We start from the raw sequence: 17,210 nt of genomic DNA on the forward strand, positions 1-17,210 counted from the left end.
AAATCTTACGAAATACGCTTAACTTGGCTGATAAAAAAACCGTCTGTTAGATATTGTTCAGGTGTAATAAGAAGACAACCATCAACGACAATATCTTTCTTTTTATGATTTAATTTTACCTGTTCAAAATTTGGATGCTGTTCCAAAAATTGTTTAAGTACCATCTGATTCTCTTCAGCAAAAATAGTACATGTGCTGTATGTTATTATACCACCTTTTTTTATAGTTTGGCAAACACTATCTAAAATCTCTAACTGAATTTTTTGTAAGCTGGTAAAATCCTTACTATCCTTATTATACTTAATATCTGGTTTACGCCTAATCAAGCCAATTCCTGAACAAGGAGCATCAACTAAAATTTTATCAAATGTATCCTTAGCAAAGTATTTATGGACTTTTCTAGCATCTAATTTTTGCGGCTTTATATAATTGGCGGCTTTTAGACGGTCTGCATTATCTTTGATTAATTTTAGTTTATGATCATACAAGTCAAGTGCTATAATCTGGCCTGTCGTCAAATAAGAAGCTATATGGACAGCTTTTCCTCCGGGGGCACTGCAAGCATCTAGAACAGTCTCATTTCCTTTAATAGCTAAAGTGGGCGCTACTAACTGACTACTCTCATCTTGAATGGTGATCTTTCCCTGTTTAAATAAATCACTATCAAAAAACTGACCTGATGCTTTGACCAGACCACAAGGTGATAAAACCGATTTTTTGGCTCCTGTTGCTTTTGCTATCACTTCTATTTGATCAGGATTAACCACACGAATACTAGCCTTACTTCGAACTAAAAGACTTTTCAAAATGCTGATTGCCCTATCTTCACCGAATTGGCTAATCATTTTTTTAACTAGCCAAACTGGTACAGAATAGGTGATGGAATAACGTTTATTTTTTCGTTTAATGACAGTTATGTCAGGTCTTTTTTGGCGTAAAAACTGCCTTAACACAGCATTGACTAACTTTTCAGCACCTCTATTTCTGCTTTTTGCCAGATCAACAGCTTCATTAACAATAGCATGCTGAGGAATTTTATCTAAATAAAGAATTTGATAAAGGCTAAGCATTAGTAAATAATAGATCCAAGTTTCTAATTTATTGCGATCTTCAATATAATGAGCAATATACCATTCCAAGGTAATCTTGCGAGTCAAGGTCCCATAAACGAGCTCAGTCAGTAAGGATCTATCAGCCTGAGAAAGTTTGTGCTTGCTTAAATAGTGCCTTAAAGCGATATTGCTATAGGCAGTCTTATCAAAAATTTCAGTTAAGACAAAAAGGGCACCACTACGTGCAGTTGGTTGCTTATTTCCCAAAATAATCACCCACTTTAAGTTTTTGACCTAGGCCGTTTAAAAAGTCAGTGATAGACATTTTAGGTTTTCCAGCAGGCTGAACCAATTTTAATGATAAAGCATCTTGGTTTGCAGCTACAATCAAAGCTTTCTTCGTTTTTTCAATGATTTCTCCCGGATTTCCAGCCCCATTAACGACTTCAACAGCATAAATTTTAAAACGTTTACCATCAAGCAGAGTGTGAGCAACTGGCCAAGGATTCATACCACGGACTTGATTGAAAATATCTCGGGCAGATTTGCTCCAATCAATTTTTTCTTCTTGAGAACTGATATTAGGAGAAAAAGTTGCTTGACTATCATCCTGAGCCTGTGGCTCAATTTTACCAGACAGATAGCCTGGAAGAGTCTGCAAAAGTAAGTCACGCCCAATGATAGCTAACTTTTCAAACATCGTACCAACATCATCTGCATCCGTAATTGGTGTTGAAGCCTTTGCAATCATATCCCCAGCGTCCATCTCTTTGACCATTTCCATGATGGTTACGCCAGCTTTCTTATCTCCATTGATAATAGCATAATGAATAGGTGCCCCACCGCGATATTTAGGAAGCAAGGATGCGTGAACGTTGACAGCAAAATCAACAGAATTAATCAATATCATTGGTAAAAATTGACCAAAGGCAGCTGTCACAATACCATCAGCACCCAAATTCATTAATTCTACCATTTCCGATGAACCTGATAACTTCTCAGGCTGATAAACCTTTAAACCATGTTCTAAAGCAAGTTGTTTAACAGGTGTCATCTTAATTTCTTTTTTACGACCAACAGCACGATCTGGCTGTGTAACAACTGCTAAGACATGATAATGACTGTCCTCTAGTAAACCTTTGAGAACAGTTGCTGAAAAATCAGGTGTCCCCATAAAAATTAATTTTGTCATTTGTAACCTCATTAGTGTGTCACCAATCTACCATAAGCACTTGGCAAGTTTAAAGTGTTTTACATAAAACTTTGTGGCTCATGATCAATAATCAAACGTAACTTTTTATTTTCTTTAGCTTGAGTTAAATCTAAAATATGATTTAAAACAATCTCCAACTGGTCTTCAAAACGATACTTAATGATAATTTGATAATGATAAAGATTATGCGTCCTAGCGACAGGTTTGGGTGTTGGACCCAATATTTTAATCTTATCTGTCAGTCCTTCCTTGATCAACGTCACTATCTCATAAGATTTTTTGATAACCTCTTGCTCATCTTTATGTGATAGAGTTAAGCCAACTGTGAAATAGTAGGGTGGGTAGGAAAGTGCCTTACGAATTCTCATTTCGTAGCGATAAAAAGCTTCATAGTCCTGTTCCCTTGCCAACTGAATAGCATAATGATTAGGATTATAGGTTTGAATCAAAACCTCACCCGGTTTATTTGCACGGCCTGCGCGTCCTGCCACCTGTGTTAAAAGTTGAAAAGTACGCTCACTTGAGCGAAAATCCGGCAAATTAAGTGAAGTATCTGCATTTAATACACCAACCAAAGTAACATTAGGAAAATCAAGTCCTTTGGCAATCATTTGCGTTCCTAAAAGAATATCAGCTTCATGACGACCAAATTTCGTCAGAATCTTCTCATGCGCTCCCTTTCTTTTGGTTGTATCAACATCCATCCGTAAAATGCGTGCTTCTGGCAAAACTTGTTTTAATTCATCATAAGCTTTTTGCGTTCCCGTTCCATAATAACGAATTTGCCGACTTTGACAATTAGGACAGTTGTAAGGAATTCCTTTTAAAAAGCCACAATAGTGACAATTCATTGTTTTGGTATCCATGTGTAAAGTTAAGGAGATATCACAATTAGGACAGTTATCAACATAACCGCAGTCACGGCACATAATAAAACTAGAATACCCGCGACGATTAAGCATAAGAACGACCTGTTCCTTTTTTATTAGACGATCTTTAATTTTATCTAGCAGAACAGGTGTTAAATTACTCACTTTTTGCTGACCGATATAATCACGAAAATCTACAATTTTTACCTTGGGAATGTGTGCTTGAGGATTGGCCCTTTGACTTAGCTGCAGGAAGTTATAAACACCACGGCTGGCTCGCGCTCGGCTCTCAATAGATGGCGTCGCACTGCCTAAGACTAAAACTGCCTGATGATATTGGGCACGCAATAGTGCCACCTCCCGCGCATGATAGCGTGGACTAGACTCTTGTTTATAAGTTGCCTCGTGCTCTTCATCAATAATGATAGCACCAATATTTTTTAAAGGAGAGAAAATAGCTGAGCGCGCTCCAACAACAACTTTAGCTTGATTGGATTTCATTTTACGCCACTCATCGAATTTTTCACCATCAGACAAGCCCGAATGCATGATAGCAACTTGACTGCCAAAGCGAGAAATAAAGCGACTAGTCATCTGAGGTGTTAACGAAATCTCAGGAACTAGAACAATGGCTGTTTTACCTAATTTCAAAGTCTGATCAATAACATGGAGATAAACCTCTGTTTTTCCGCTTCCTGTAATTCCTTCAAGCAGATAAGGCTTATTAGAAGAACCAATAGCAGCTGTTATTTGCTCTACTGCTGTTTGCTGTTCTGGGTTTAAATCAAGAAAATCAGATTGAATAATATTTTCAAAATAGCTTTGGGTACGATTCACTTCTACTTGTGAAATATTGAGAACAGCTTCTTTTATAAAATAATGAACAACCTCTCTTGAAAAAAGCCGATACAGATCCGAAAGAGGACCGGGCTGCGGATGATTAGCAAGATAATCTTTCAGTTCTTGCCGCTTTTTAGCTCGCTTATTGATAAGAAGATGAGATAACTTTTCAAGATTAACATCATAACATTTTTGCGTTTTAATTGTCTTTCTATCCTTGGCTAAATATTCTATATCAATTTTACCAGCCTGTATCAAGCTTAAACTTTTAGTCTGTATTTCTTGATTCAGTTGCGAAAAATTTATCTGTTTTTTACCAGCAAAAATTAAGGCCTTTTCTTCCTGAGATAGCCCTTTTTTAGGTTTCAGCAAACGATCATAATTAGAATTTAAGAGATTTGGAATCATTGATTTCAAAATAGAAATCTTATAAGAAAAAACCGTTTTACGCATTTGATCTGCTAATTCCAACTGCTCCTGATTAAGCACCGGTTCCACATCTAAAACGTCAATAATTGTTTTTAAATGCTGAGCTGATCCACTATCTACACTTACTACAAACCCTTGTAATAATCGATTTCCTTTACCAAAAGGAACATGAACACGTGAACCTGCTGTAATCACTGATAATAATGCCTCTGGAATTTTATAAGAAAAGGGCTTATCTGTTTGCATTAAGGGCACATCTACAATGACCTTTGCAATTTTTGTCATAGCTTACCTCAATATGAAAAAATCTAAGATTGATGCCAACCTTAGATTTTCTCACCTTCTTCTTCCTTCTCTTTTGCAATTTGTTCTTTAATTTTGCGTTCTTCCTCTTCTTTCGCAATACGTTCAGCTTCAGCTCTAGCTCTCACAGCTGCACGTTTAGCTTCTGGATCAGGGTGAATAACGACATTACCTGCTTCAATCTCTTCAAGTGCTTGAAGAGTTGGCTTAACTGATGTGAAGGCTTGAGTTGGGGTTGCTCCAGATTCAAGTTCATGTGCACGTTTAGCTTGTAAAATAACCAGCGAATATTTTGATGGTACCTTATCCAACAAGGTATCAATTGATGGTTTTAACATCATAAAAGTTTTATCTCTTTTCTAATTTATCTAAGGGGTAAAGGCAATTCTTCATTAATCATTTTATGATAACGGCCAATAACACGTTCAACACGGAAATGCTCCGTCTCAATAATATGCTTGACTCGTTCTGCTGCCAGTTTTACTTCATCATTGACAACAGCGTAGTCATACTCGCGCATTAGGGCAATTTCTTCTTTAGCACGTTCAATGCGTTGAGCAATTACTTCCTGACTGTCTGTTCCACGTCCAACTAATCGATCCTTTAATTCTGCTAAATCCGGTGGCGTTAAGAAAATAAAAACACCGTCTGGAACCTTTTGTTTAACTTGAAGAGCGCCTTGTACCTCGATTTCAAGAAAGACATCAATTCCTTTATCTAATGTTTCATTTACATACGTTAAAGGTGTGCCATAATAATTACCAACATACTCAGCATACTCTAACATTTGGCCTTGTTTAATGAGTTCTTCAAACTCCTCACGTGTCCGAAAGAAGTAATCAACACCATCAATTTCACCCAACCTTTGCGGACGCGTTGTCATGGAAACAGAATATTCAAATTGATGGTCAGGTGTTGAAAAAATTTCCTGCCTAACCGTTCCCTTACCAACACCAGAAGGTCCTGAAAAAACGATTAATAAACCACGTTCAGACATTTCTTGCTCCTTAAAGTTTCTGTTTCTAGTTTAACAAAAAGCCAAGGGATTATCAAGAAATTTTTCCTAACTTTATCTCTTTCTTCCAATAGTTAATGACGGATACTCCTCACTAAATAAGACTGCCTTATTAGCCATTACAAAGTGTTCCGTTACGACTGCATAGTCAGCTTAAGTGCCCATACCGTACAAAGCCTGTTTATAGCTTTTTTAAGTTTTGGAGCGAACAAAAGTATGCCTAAATTCCTTGATACAATCCGATTAAAATACAGCACCACACACTTCCTAATTTTGATCTTATCGTCTCACTTTTTGCAAAGTTAATTGGGTATTGACACAAACTTTCCTTCATGGAATTAGACAGGGATTTCCGACCAACCGCTGTGTTAAACGGAAACCACTGCACAATAAAAGGGCGGAACATTTTGTTCCTACCCCTGCTTTTCTCATTTAGCATAATCAATCGCACGAAGTTCACGAATGACTGTAACTTTAATATTACCTGGATAATCCAAATTGTTTTCAATTTTTTCACGAACCTTGTGAGCTAAAATGGTGACATCATCATCAGAAAGTTTTTCTGGTTGAACCATAATGCGTATTTCACGGCCTGCTTGCAAGGCATAGCTATTTTGAACACCATCAAAGCTTGTTGCTATTTCTTCCAAATCACGCAGACGTTTGATGTAATTTTCCATAGACTCATTGCGAGCACCCGGACGAGCTGAACTGAGCGCATCAGCAGCAGCAACTAAAACAGCAATGACCGATTGAGCTTCCACATCACCATGGTGACTAGCAATAGTGTTAATCACAACAGGATTTTCCTTGTATTTACGAGCAAATTCTGTTCCAATCTCAACATGACTGCCTTCAACCTCACGGTCGATAGCTTTTCCAATATCGTGTAGAAAACCGGCACGGCGAGCTAAATCAACATTTTCACCTAACTCACTGGCCAAAAGTCCAGCTAATTTACCAACTTCAACAGAATGACGAAGAACATTTTGTCCATAAGACGTTCTAAATTGCAAACGTCCCATCAGTTTAATCAAATCAGGGTGAAGATTGGGAGCACCAATTTCAAAGGCGGCAGCTTCACCATATTCACGAATCCGATTGTCCATTTCCAGACGATTCTTCTCAACTAATTCTTCAATTCGAGCAGGATGAATACGGCCATCTTGGATAAGCGCTTCTAAAGTCATACGAGCAATTTCTCGACGAATAGGATCAAAGCCTGATAAAACAACCACCTCTGGTGTGTCGTCAATAATAATATCAATACCTGTCAAGCTCTCAAGCGTTCGAATATTACGACCTTCGCGGCCGATAATACGACCTTTCATGCTATCATCAGGGAGATGAACTGTCGTAATGGTCTGTTCAGCTACATAATCTCCTGCTAGACGTTGCATAGCTTGAGCTAACAAATCTTTAGCCGTTTTATCCGTTCTATCTTTGATTTCACGCTCTGCTTCTTTAATACGATTCGCAATATCATGTGCTAAATTTTTCTCTGTTTCCGAAAGAATAATACCGCGTGCTTGTTCTTGACTTAAGGACGCTATTTTCTCAAGTTCCTCAGCCTTTTTAACTTCTAATTGTTTAACTTGTAGTTCACGCTCATCAATATGCCTAGATTTATCGGATAGACTTTGCTCTTTACTATCAAGCAATTGTTCTTTGCTGCTTAGATTTTCATCTTTACGATCAAGAGATGCTGCACGCTCTGTCAAACGCGCATCCATTTGTTTGAGCTCTTGTCTTTCAGACTTAAATTCTTTTTCAATCTCTTCACGATATTTTCTAGCCTCTTCTTTTGCTTCTATAAGCAGTTCCTTTTTATAGGCCTTACTTTCACGTTCTGCCGTTTTTTTGATATGCTCAGCATCCATTTCAGCTTTACTGCGAGCATTGACAGCATCTTGTTCTGCATTTAAAAGAGTCAGTTCTGCGGTTTCTTTAGCTTTCTTTAAACGAGCCGAAATAACTGCATAACCAATAACCAAACCAATGAGGGAGAAAACAAGAGTTAAAAGAATATTTAACATGCTTTTACCTCAAAATATTATTGGATTTCGATTAGAAAATCCAAATTATAGTTTATCATAAAATGCCATTTTCTACAATCTAAAATTATCAGCAACATTTTCTAAATTATGATATGATTATCATAAAACTAAAAGGAGTTTACTATGACAAAAGAAGTTACTGTTGAAAGCTTTGAACTTGACCACACTGCTGTAAAAGCCCCTTATGTCCGTCTTATTTCAGAAGAGTTTGGACCTAAAGGCGATCTTATTACCAATTTTGATATTCGCTTAGTACAGCCTAATGAAGACTCTATTCCGACTGCAGGCCTTCATACTATTGAACATTTACTGGCTAAGCTGATTCGTCAGCGTATTGACGGGATGATTGACTGTTCCCCTTTTGGCTGTCGTACTGGTTTTCATCTCATCATGTGGGGTAAGCATACAACAACCCAAATAGCCACAGTCATCAAAGCAAGTTTAGAAGAAATTGCTAATACAATCTCATGGAAAGATGTCTCTGGAACAACTATTGAGTCCTGTGGGAATTACAAAGATCATAGCCTTTTTTCAGCTAAAGAATGGGCAAAGCTGATTTTAAAACAAGGCATTTCAGATGATCCTTTTGAGCGTCATCTAGTGTAAAATAAAAATAGGATGGATACCCTAACTGCTACTGAGTAGTCAAGGGATATTCATCCTATTTAATATTTGGTCTTAAAATATGAAAAGATAACAATGTTTGTCTTTCTTAAGCAAATAATCCAAAGTATCTCTCTAACACTTTTAAACATCTCATTCTTTTTTAATAATCTAATTTATCCGAATGACCGGCGGCATTTCCCACAAAATAACCTGTTTTACAATTAATTGAGAAAAGGTAAGTCCCATCTGGCTTAAACATATTGTAATAACCATTACCATTGATAATATTAACTTTCTCAAGAATATAGTCATTACCTGTAATATAACCACGTTGTTGTGAAATAGCTACTATTTTTTCTAAAATACCTGCATTAAAGGCCCAAGCTGAATTGTTACTATCAGCAATCTTAGATTGGTCATAAGGAACTCGACTACGATCACGTTGCAGCTTAGAAACATCATAGTTGGAAATACCATAACCAGAAGCACCTGCATTTGATGTCCCATTATTTGGAGCAGCAGGTGTACTTGGTGATGTGCTACCAGATGTATTATTAGATCCAGATGAGCCATTAGCTGGTATATTGGAGTCAGCAGCTGGAGCTTGAGCATTTTGATTACTGCCTTCAGTATTTGATGATGTACCGCTGTTAGCATTTGATGAAGCAGCTGAGCTTCCTGATTTCTTATTATTAGCTTCTAATTGTTTGCGTCCATCAGCAATGACAGATTTCAAAAGGGCATCTAATGTAGCATTTCCTGTATTTAAGCTCTTTTCTGAAATATCATCAAAATTAGCATTATCTTTAACAGCAGCTGCTTTTTTATCACCATTAAGAATGGCAGTTGTTTTAAATTTCCCATTTACAGCATTAATCGCTGAAATTTGACGCTTCAAGCTTTCATACTTCTTTTTAGCCTCGTCATAATATTTGCTGTCCTTAAGTTTTTTCAAATGTTTTTCTAATTTAGGCAAGTTAGCAAATTGATTGTTTTTTAACTTTGTTCTCTTTGCATCCGCAAAGAAAGCCGTATAAGACTTTTCAAACCTTTTAGAAGCTGCTGTAAAATCTGTTGATTTCTTTGTTGACGTTGATTTTGTTGTTCTCTTAGTTTTTGCTGTGTGATGGCTCAATTGATAAACACTGTATGTAGCACCAGCAGCCAATAAAAGTAAAACAATAAATGATGCCATGATTACTTTTTTACGCTTATAAAAAGGCGGTTTTGTTTCATCATCTTCATCAAAATCTTCAGAATTCCCAACATCATCCTTATCCAAATCAGAAGTTGGAGCAGTCAAAAAACTAGACTTCTCCTCAGTATCTAATTTGGCAGTCTCTTGCGTATCTGACAAAGGAACATCATCAAATTCGTCTTTCTTCCAGATCTCCTGATTCGGATTGATAGCTGGTGCCACAATGGTATCTTCTAGGCTCTGCTCTTTAGCAGTGTCAGCAGAAATCGCTGATTCAGAAGGTATTTCTTCTTCTGGCTCCTCAATGGGATCAATTAAACCTGTGTCAACTAATTCCTGACGCTGTTGCTTAATAAAATTATCAAGTGTGCTAGTATCAATGCTTTCAAAATCATCACTGCTAGTATCAAATTTCCGTGCGGTTACTTCATCACGATGTTGCTTAATATAACGGTCTAGAACACTATCTTCTTCAGTTACACCGGCCTTAATTTCGGAATCTTTACGAACTGCTTCACCAACTGTCATTTCCTTGGCATCTTGAAAATCAAGACTGTCTTTGCTCTCACTGTTTTCTATTGGATTTTTTTCCTTTTCTGACACGCACTTCCCGCCTTTCTATCTAAGCACACGTTTGACACGTTGACCATAAAATTGATATAAATCAACTTTTAAGCTTCCATTATAAAGCTTACGCTTTTTATCCGCTTTTCTACCAAATTTTTGTTCAAAATCAGTATCATTAGTCAAAATAAACTGACTCCATGTTTTTAAAGGAGCGAATGTTTCACCCATCTCATTATACAAAATGTCAACTGCTTTGTCATCAAGCAATCTTTCCCCATAAGGTGGATTTGAAATGAGAACACCGTTGATTTTATTGGTTTTAAAGTCTTGAAGACGCATTTGTTTCAATTTGACAACATCTTCAAGACCAACTTCTCTAGCATTTTTCCGAGCAATTTCTACCATACGGCCATCAAAATCAAAGCCTGAAATATCAAGTTGAATATCATAGTCTGCTTGTTCATCTGCCTCATTACGAACCCGGGTGACAAGTGCCTCATCCACCCAAGGCCATTCTTCAAAAGCAAAATCACGATTAAATCCAGGTGCAATATTCATACCAATCATAGCAGCCTCAATACAAAAGGTTCCTGAACCACAAGTTGGATCAACAAAAGGCTTATCAGGAAACCAGTTACTTAAGAGAATAATAGCCGCTGCCATGTTCTCTTTGATAGGAGCTCCACCCTTTTCAGTACGGTAACCACGTTTGAATAGACTTGGTCCTGTTGTATCGATCATAACTCTAGCCTGATCTTTAAGGAGAGAGATTTCTATTTTAAACTCAGGCCCATTTTCTGGCAGAGGTACACTGTCAGGTCTATGAAAATAATGTTGTAATTTCTTGACAACGGCCTTTTTCGTAATTCCTTGTATGCTCGGCTCATTATGTAACTTTGACTTGACGGATTTAGCCTTAGCAACAGGAAATTGGCAGCCCAAAGGCAAATAATTTTCCCAATCAAGAGCATAGACTCCCTGAAACAGTTCTTCAAATGTTCTGGCAGGGAATTCTCCCACTACAATTTTGATTCGATCTGCTGAACGCAGCCAGAGATTGGATTTAGCAATAGTCTCAATATTTCCTTTAAAAAGAACCCTGCCGTTTTCTACTTGACAATCAAGACCCAAGTTTCTTAATTCTTTACCGACAACAGCTTCAATACCTGCTGCTGCAGTTGCTACTAAATTGAAAGTTTTTTTCATGATTCCTCACTAAAGACAATAAAAGCTAGCCAAAGCTAGCTCACCTATTATGCAATTTTCTATAAGCCATGTTTTGTTCCAAAGGTGACTAGGTACCACCTTTTTTGATAATCATCTGTCTACTGCTTATGCAGTCAGAAAAGACCGTTCTTTTTCCAGCTTTTCCATGCCCCTACCAAAGTTTGGGTTGCTAGCTTGAGGGGTTTACCGCGTTCCACCTTTTATGTTTCCATAAAAGCTACGTCACTGTGGCACTTTCAGAATTACTCCGGCCTATCAAAGACTTAGCCATTTTATCCGCCGTAATGCGCAAAGCACATCCCTAGACTTATTTTTTTGTCTAGCACAAACACTACTGGCATCACAGCCAGTGCTAGCATGGACTTTCCTCATGATAAAATTGCAATATTTACCACGCGATTATCCAAAAATTGCATCGTTTTCTTAATCTATTCGGTAATTTGTTTACCAAAAACTTCTTTTTCTAAACGACTGATACGTTTTAAAATATCAAAATTTGTAGCGGTAGTCGCCACACGACTAGAACTTACAGAAGCTGCTGGAGATACTGTTGTTTGAGCGGCCTCTTGACGTTTTTTAGCTTGTTTTACTTCTTCTTTTAAGCGCGTATTTTCTTGACGCAATTCTTCGATTGTGGAAATATAGGTTTCATAATCCTTAATAATATCGTCAAGGAATTCGTCAACTTCTTTTTTATCATAGCCACGCATGCTAGATTTAAATTCTTGTTCAAAAATATCTTTAGGGGTGTACATAATACTTGCCATACTTTTATCTCTCCAAACATATCATTTCGACCAGCTTACAGCTGTTCCATCATTTTTAATCATACAGAAAATTATTTCAAAAATCAAGTCTTTTATATTACAATTCTAATCAAAGTCCTGAACGATGTCATCTAAATCTTCAAAAGTAAGCAGGCTCACAGGATAGTTATCCTTAGCTGTCATCATTTGATAAAGATATTTTAAATTCGTTTCCTTATCTTTATCATAAAATAGGTAAGCTCTATCCGTATTCTCCAACAAAAATTGATTATATTTTTTAAATTGATAGGAATTTTGATAACGTTTATAGCTACTTTTTACAAAGTCTGTCTGTTTAAATTTAAAGAGCTTTTCCTGATTAGCTTCACTCCAGTGCTCTCCATGATTTTCAAAGGGAAAGATAGTAGCCAGTTGCATATCATATTCTGTTTGGAGACTTAAAGCAACCTCTAAAGCCCAGTACTCAAAGCCCAAATTACCCATAAAAACAAACCAATCCACTCCTTCTTCAAGAAAATGAATGAAGTCTCGCTTAATTGCTTTCTTGATAATTGTTATTTTAGGATCCTTATCCTGAAAAATTCCCAATTCAAAATTTTTATAACCCGTTACAAGAATTGTCGTCATAAACTGTTGTCCTTTTCAATTTTATGATATAATAGTAGTGTTTTATATTATGAATACTTATGGGAGAGTTAGGAGAGCTATGGTCAACTATCCTCATCATTTCATTCGTAAACAAAGCAAACCTAGTCAAATATCTAAAACAATCAATTTTGCCAATCGTGGAATGTCCTTTGAAGCAGCTATAAATGCGACAAATAACTACTATTTATCACAAAAAATAGCTGTTATCCATAAAAAACCAACTCCTATTCAAATTGTAAGGGTTGATTATCCTAGACGAAGTCGTGCTAAAATTGTTGAGGCTTATTTTAGGCAGGCTTCAACAACCGACTACTCAGGAGTCTATAAAGGATATTACATTGATTTTGAAGCAAAAGAGACCAGACATAAGACATCTATTCCCATGAAAAACTTTCATGCACATCAGATCAAACATATGTCACAAGTTTTAGACCAAAAAGGTATTTGCTTTGTCTTACTGCATTTTTCCACACTTAGGGAGACCTATTTGCTTCCAGCCTCCCATCTAATCCATTTTTATCGGATTGATAATGGCGGGAAGTCCATGCCACTTGATTATATCAAAAAAAATGGTTATCAGGTGAATGTGTCAGCTTTTCCTCAGGTTCCTTACTTAGATATTATTGATAAAAACATTTTAGGCGGTGATTAAAATCAAATTCAACAAGTTTAAATTTGACAAATCCAAATTAAAAAACCTTAACTTTAAAAAACCAAATTTTAAAGAGTTTAAATTTGACAAAAATTTTGGAATGACAGTTTTAAAATACGGACTAGGTATTCTCTTAAGTGCTATTATTCTAGCCATTATAATTGGAGGTCTTCTGTTTACCTATTATGTCAGCAGTACTCCTAAATTATCAGAAGCTAAACTTAAAGCTACTAATTCTAGCTTGGTTTATGATAGCAATAATAATCTGATTGCTGATTTAGGTGCTGAAAAGCGCGAAAGTATTTCTTCAGACAATATTCCAATGAAGTTAGTAAATGCCGTTACCTCTATTGAAGATCACCGTTTCTTTAAACATCGTGGTGTCGACATTTATCGTATTATTGGTGCAGCTTGGAATAATTTACTTCATAAATCAACTCAAGGGGGATCCACTCTTGATCAGCAGCTTATCAAGCTGGCCTATTTCTCTACTAAAGAGTCTGATCAGACCTTAAAACGTAAAGCTCAAGAAGTTTGGCTGTCTCTACAAATGGAGAAAAAATACACGAAAGAAGAGATTCTAACTTTTTATGTCAATAAGGTTTACATGGGTAATGGGAATTACGGAATGCGCACTGCTGCAAAGTCTTATTATGGCAAGGATCTTAAAGACTTATCAATTGCCCAGCTAGCGACACTTGCAGGTATTCCGCAAGCACCGACACAATATGATCCTTACGCTCAGCCAAAGGCAGCTACAAGCAGACGCAATACCGTTTTGTCACAGATGTATAAACATAAAAAAATTACAAAACGAGAATATGATGCTGCAGTAGCAACACCAATTTCTGATGGCCTGCAAGAACTGAAACGCTCTTCTAGTTATCCAAAATATATGGATAATTATCTGAAACAGGTTATTTCAGAGGTGAAAAAACGTACTGGTCAAGATATCTTTTCAGCAGGCATGAAGGTTTATACAAATGTTAATGCCGATGCACAGCAATATCTCTGGAACATTTATAATACAAATGAATATATTGCTTATCCTGATGATAATTTCCAAGTTGCTTCTACTGTTATGGATGTTACTAATGGTAAAGTTATTGCACAGCTTGGCGGACGCCATCAAGATACTAATGTTTCTTTTGGTACCAATCAGGCTGTCTTAACTGATCGTGACTGGGGATCAACCATGAAACCTATTTCAGCATATGGCCCTGCTCTTGAAAGCGAAGCTTTTACGACAACTGCACAGATGCTAAATGACTCGGTCTATTATTATCCAGGTACAACAACACAAGTCTATGACTGGGATCATCGTTATAATGGTTGGATGACTATCCAAACGGCTATCCAACAATCTCGTAATGTCCCTGCTGTCAGAGCTATTGATGCCGCTGGATTAGATACTGCCAAAGGTTTCTTAAGCGGTCTCGGTATTGATTATCCTGAGATGCGTTATTCAAACGCCATTTCAAGTAATACAAGTAGTTCAGAACAAAAGTATGGTGCCAGCAGTGAAAAAATGGCCGCCGCTTATGCTGCTTTTTCTAATGGTGGAACTTATTATGAACCACAATACGTCAATAAAATAGAATTTAAGGATGGAACATCAGAGACCTATGATGCTAAAGGCAATCGTGCGATGAAAGAAACGACAGCCTACATGATGACAGATATGTTAAAAACAGTATTAACATATGGTACTGGTACTGAGGCTGCTATTCCTGGTCTTTATCAAGCAGGTAAAACAGGAACATCCAACTATGATGACAATGAATTGGTAGAGATGTCTGAAAAACTTGGTATTAATCCTTATGGACTTGGTACTATTGCTCCAGATGAAAACTTTGTTGGTTATACACCTCAGTATTCAATGGCTGTTTGGACAGGATATAAAAATCGCTTAATGCCTGTTTACGGAGACAGTATGAAAATTGCTGCGCAAGTCTATCGTACTATGATGGCTTATCTTTCTAGCTCAGGTAATTCTGATTGGACCATGCCTGACGGTCTCTATCGCAGCGGTGGTTATCTTTACCTAAATGGTTCAAGTGGGTCAAATAGTAGGTATGGTGCAGCTCCTGCAACTTCATCGTCATCTTCTTCATCATCTTCTTCTGATTCAAACAATAACGATCAAAATAATAATCAAACTACAGAAGCGTCTAGTGACTCATCTTCATCAAGTTCTGATGCTACGACATCTTCTAATCCATAAATAATTATTTTAAAGGCACACTCTTGGTATTAGAGTGTGCCTTTAAATATCCAATCTAAGTATATCATATGTCATCGTCATCTTTTTCAAAAATCAAAACTATACTAGTAAGTTCTTATTTTGCGAGAGCCCCCATTGGATCCCAAGGTGCCAGAACTTGTGGTGCCTCTTCATAAGCCGCTAGTTCCTCAGCAGTAAGAAATTCCTTACGAACAACGATTTGATAAGTGTATTCATCCATCCAAACATCTGAAGCAACAAAGTAGCCTTTTTGACCAACCTTATCCCCCCATGAATTTTCGACTTTCCATTTAATAGCTTTGCCATTTTCATCCAAATCAACACCAGTCAAAACCATAGCATGGGTCATGAGGCTTTCACTATAGTCCAAACGACCAGCCTTGTCTTGTGTCAGATCAATATTCATAGCAGCCTTAAAATCATAGGTATTAGTAGCTAAGATTCCCTTTTGACGGTCGGATACCTGACCCACATCAGAGCCAAACCAGACTGTTTCGCCAGCCCGCATCTGAGCAATAGCTAACTCTTTAAAACGTTCCATTTCTAGATTGAGATAGCGTACAGCAGGGCTGCCTACAACATTACCTAACATGTCAACTGTATAAGATTTCCCATAAGGCTTGTCCGCCGTTGGGGCATTGATAATCGAAACATAGTCTGACAGATTAAGACCAACGTATTTTTTATAAAAGGCTCGTGGTGTAATCTTTTTTTCAGATTGATAATGATTATCTTTATCACGATAGGCAAAATCAAAGTGGCGTGGTGGCAAACCAAGATTCATCGCAAGAAAATTAAAGATTTCTTGTAAAAGTTCTTCCTTCTTGGCTTGAACAGCTTTACTGTCTGCTCCTGCTGCAAGGATTTGGCGTAAAATTTGAGCATCTTGGCGCAGCAATTTATTGAGATATTGGTTTAATTCACGGCTAGCACTTGATGAGATAGATTCTGGATAGACCGATTTAGGCACAACACCATATTTTTCAAAAAGAGCGACAACCATATCCCATTGTCCACCATCTTGTTGGGGCGTATCAAGCAGAAATTTCACTTTGCGACTAGCAAGTTCTTCATCCGCTGTCGCAATGACTTGTTCTAAGAACCAGTTTGACTTTTCGTATTTATCCCAGAAGAAGGTATGGGCTTGTGACAATTCAAAGTTTTCCAACTTGAAGTCTGAAATAAGTTTGTGACGAAAAGTGTTGAGTGCTGCAAACATCCAGCAACGTCCAGAAGCTTTTTGGTTAGAAACCTCATCTTTGGTCAAATCAATGGAAAAAACATGATCGTTTTCTACTTGACTTTGGCGTGTTTCAAGCGATTTTAATAAACCGTTATGGGTTACAGCATTTTCAACAGCATGAAATTTAGTATTTGCTTCATAATCAGCAAATAATTTATCTGTAAATGTTTGTGTTAATTGAGACATGGGACTCTCCTTGTTTGAATAAAATTATCTAACTTCCAATAAACCACTGCGTCAAACATTTGATGTTGCACAGATTGAAGGAGTTTGGGACTT

General features: G+C 37.1%; 13 protein-coding genes, 1 other RNA gene and 1 pseudogene. 3 read left to right on the forward strand and 12 right to left on the reverse strand.

Going from position 1 to position 17,210, the window contains the following annotated elements:
* Positions 1–5 precede the first annotated feature (5 nt).
* From rsmB to FNL60_RS08130, 6 genes are all read right to left on the reverse strand, one after another.
* Positions 6–1,328 carry a 16S rRNA (cytosine(967)-C(5))-methyltransferase RsmB gene (rsmB, locus tag FNL60_RS08105; RefSeq protein ID WP_002267946.1) on the reverse strand — a complete coding sequence of 441 codons (1,323 nt, stop codon included), beginning with the start codon at positions 1,326–1,328 and terminating at the stop codon, positions 6–8.
* Positions 1,309–2,244, reverse strand: coding sequence for a methionyl-tRNA formyltransferase (gene fmt, locus FNL60_RS08110; protein WP_002263042.1), 936 nt, complete (start codon positions 2,242–2,244; stop codon positions 1,309–1,311). Before fmt ends, rsmB begins: the two co-directional genes overlap by 20 nt.
* A gap of 59 nt (positions 2,245–2,303) precedes the next feature.
* Positions 2,304–4,688 carry a primosomal protein N' gene (locus tag FNL60_RS08115; protein WP_002279922.1) on the reverse strand — a complete coding sequence of 795 codons (2,385 nt, stop codon included), beginning with the start codon at positions 4,686–4,688 and terminating at the stop codon, positions 2,304–2,306.
* A gap of 41 nt (positions 4,689–4,729) precedes the next feature.
* Positions 4,730–5,047, reverse strand: coding sequence for a DNA-directed RNA polymerase subunit omega (gene rpoZ, locus FNL60_RS08120; protein ID WP_002263044.1), 318 nt, complete (start codon positions 5,045–5,047; stop codon positions 4,730–4,732).
* A gap of 23 nt (positions 5,048–5,070) precedes the next feature.
* Positions 5,071–5,703 carry a guanylate kinase gene (gmk, locus tag FNL60_RS08125; RefSeq protein ID WP_002263045.1) on the reverse strand — a complete coding sequence of 211 codons (633 nt, stop codon included), beginning with the start codon at positions 5,701–5,703 and terminating at the stop codon, positions 5,071–5,073.
* A 446-nt stretch (positions 5,704–6,149) separates the two neighbouring features.
* On the reverse strand, positions 6,150–7,757 hold the full coding sequence (locus tag FNL60_RS08130) for a ribonuclease Y (RefSeq protein WP_002263046.1): 1,608 nt from the start codon (positions 7,755–7,757) through the stop codon (positions 6,150–6,152).
* Between the two features lie 144 nt (positions 7,758–7,901).
* Between FNL60_RS08130 and FNL60_RS08135 the strand changes: the two genes are divergently transcribed.
* On the forward strand, positions 7,902–8,384 hold the full coding sequence (locus FNL60_RS08135) for an S-ribosylhomocysteine lyase (RefSeq protein ID WP_002279921.1): 483 nt from the start codon (positions 7,902–7,904) through the stop codon (positions 8,382–8,384).
* Between the two features lie 160 nt (positions 8,385–8,544).
* Here the strand turns inward: FNL60_RS08135 and FNL60_RS08140 are convergent, their stop codons facing one another.
* From FNL60_RS08140 to FNL60_RS08160, 5 genes are all read right to left on the reverse strand, one after another.
* Positions 8,545–10,185 carry a cell division site-positioning protein MapZ family protein gene (locus FNL60_RS08140; RefSeq protein WP_002279920.1) on the reverse strand — a complete coding sequence of 547 codons (1,641 nt, stop codon included), beginning with the start codon at positions 10,183–10,185 and terminating at the stop codon, positions 8,545–8,547.
* Between the two features lie 15 nt (positions 10,186–10,200).
* The gene (locus tag FNL60_RS08145) at positions 10,201–11,355 is read right to left on the reverse strand and encodes a THUMP domain-containing class I SAM-dependent RNA methyltransferase (RefSeq protein WP_002266358.1); all 1,155 of its coding nucleotides are present in this window, start codon (positions 11,353–11,355) and stop codon (positions 10,201–10,203) included.
* Between the two features lie 57 nt (positions 11,356–11,412).
* An RNA gene (rnpB, locus tag FNL60_RS08150) (RNase P RNA component class B) lies at positions 11,413–11,787 on the reverse strand.
* Positions 11,788–11,804: 17 nt separating this feature from the next.
* Complete coding sequence (gene gpsB, locus FNL60_RS08155; RefSeq protein ID WP_002263050.1) at positions 11,805–12,143, reverse strand: cell division regulator GpsB; 339 nt, start codon at positions 12,141–12,143, stop codon at positions 11,805–11,807.
* Between the two features lie 105 nt (positions 12,144–12,248).
* Entirely contained in the window at positions 12,249–12,770 is a 522-nt protein-coding gene (locus FNL60_RS08160) for an SLOG family protein (protein ID WP_002267943.1), read from the reverse strand.
* Positions 12,771–12,849: 79 nt separating this feature from the next.
* Here FNL60_RS08160 and recU point away from each other — a divergent pair, with 79 nt between their 5' ends.
* A complete protein-coding gene (recU, locus tag FNL60_RS08165; protein ID WP_002263052.1) occupies positions 12,850–13,443 on the forward strand; it encodes a Holliday junction resolvase RecU in 594 nt (197 codons plus the stop codon).
* Positions 13,444–13,543: 100 nt separating this feature from the next.
* Positions 13,544–15,439: pseudogene (pbp1a, locus tag FNL60_RS08170) on the forward strand (penicillin-binding protein PBP1A); the annotation flags it as partial.
* Positions 15,440–15,782: 343 nt separating this feature from the next.
* Here the strand turns inward: pbp1a and pepC are convergent.
* Complete coding sequence (pepC, locus tag FNL60_RS08175) at positions 15,783–17,117, reverse strand: aminopeptidase C (RefSeq protein ID WP_002263054.1); 1,335 nt, start codon at positions 17,115–17,117, stop codon at positions 15,783–15,785.
* Positions 17,118–17,210: the final 93 nt, after the last annotated feature.

Origin of the sequence: Streptococcus mutans, assembly GCF_006739205.1 — a bacterium.
In the GTDB taxonomy this organism is placed as follows: domain Bacteria; phylum Bacillota; class Bacilli; order Lactobacillales; family Streptococcaceae; genus Streptococcus; species Streptococcus mutans.

Bases quoted from the DNA above. Each gene is read 5' to 3' on its own strand.
- fmt (WP_002263042.1), bottom strand. From the start codon at position 2,244: ATGACAAAATTAATTTTTATGGGGACACCTGATTTTTCAGCAACTGTT.
- FNL60_RS08160 (WP_002267943.1), bottom strand. From the start codon at position 12,770: ATGACGACAATTCTTGTAACGGGTTATAAAAATTTTGAATTGGGAATT.
- rpoZ (WP_002263044.1), bottom strand. From the start codon at position 5,047: ATGATGTTAAAACCATCAATTGATACCTTGTTGGATAAGGTACCATCA.
- gmk (WP_002263045.1), bottom strand. From the start codon at position 5,703: ATGTCTGAACGTGGTTTATTAATCGTTTTTTCAGGACCTTCTGGTGTT.
- FNL60_RS08135 (WP_002279921.1), top strand. From the start codon at position 7,902: ATGACAAAAGAAGTTACTGTTGAAAGCTTTGAACTTGACCACACTGCT.
- pepC (WP_002263054.1), bottom strand. From the start codon at position 17,117: ATGTCTCAATTAACACAAACATTTACAGATAAATTATTTGCTGATTAT.
- gpsB (WP_002263050.1), bottom strand. From the start codon at position 12,143: ATGGCAAGTATTATGTACACCCCTAAAGATATTTTTGAACAAGAATTT.
- FNL60_RS08115 (WP_002279922.1), bottom strand. From the start codon at position 4,688: ATGACAAAAATTGCAAAGGTCATTGTAGATGTGCCCTTAATGCAAACA.
- FNL60_RS08145 (WP_002266358.1), bottom strand. From the start codon at position 11,355: ATGAAAAAAACTTTCAATTTAGTAGCAACTGCAGCAGCAGGTATTGAA.
- FNL60_RS08130 (WP_002263046.1), bottom strand. From the start codon at position 7,757: ATGTTAAATATTCTTTTAACTCTTGTTTTCTCCCTCATTGGTTTGGTT.
- recU (WP_002263052.1), top strand. From the start codon at position 12,850: ATGGTCAACTATCCTCATCATTTCATTCGTAAACAAAGCAAACCTAGT.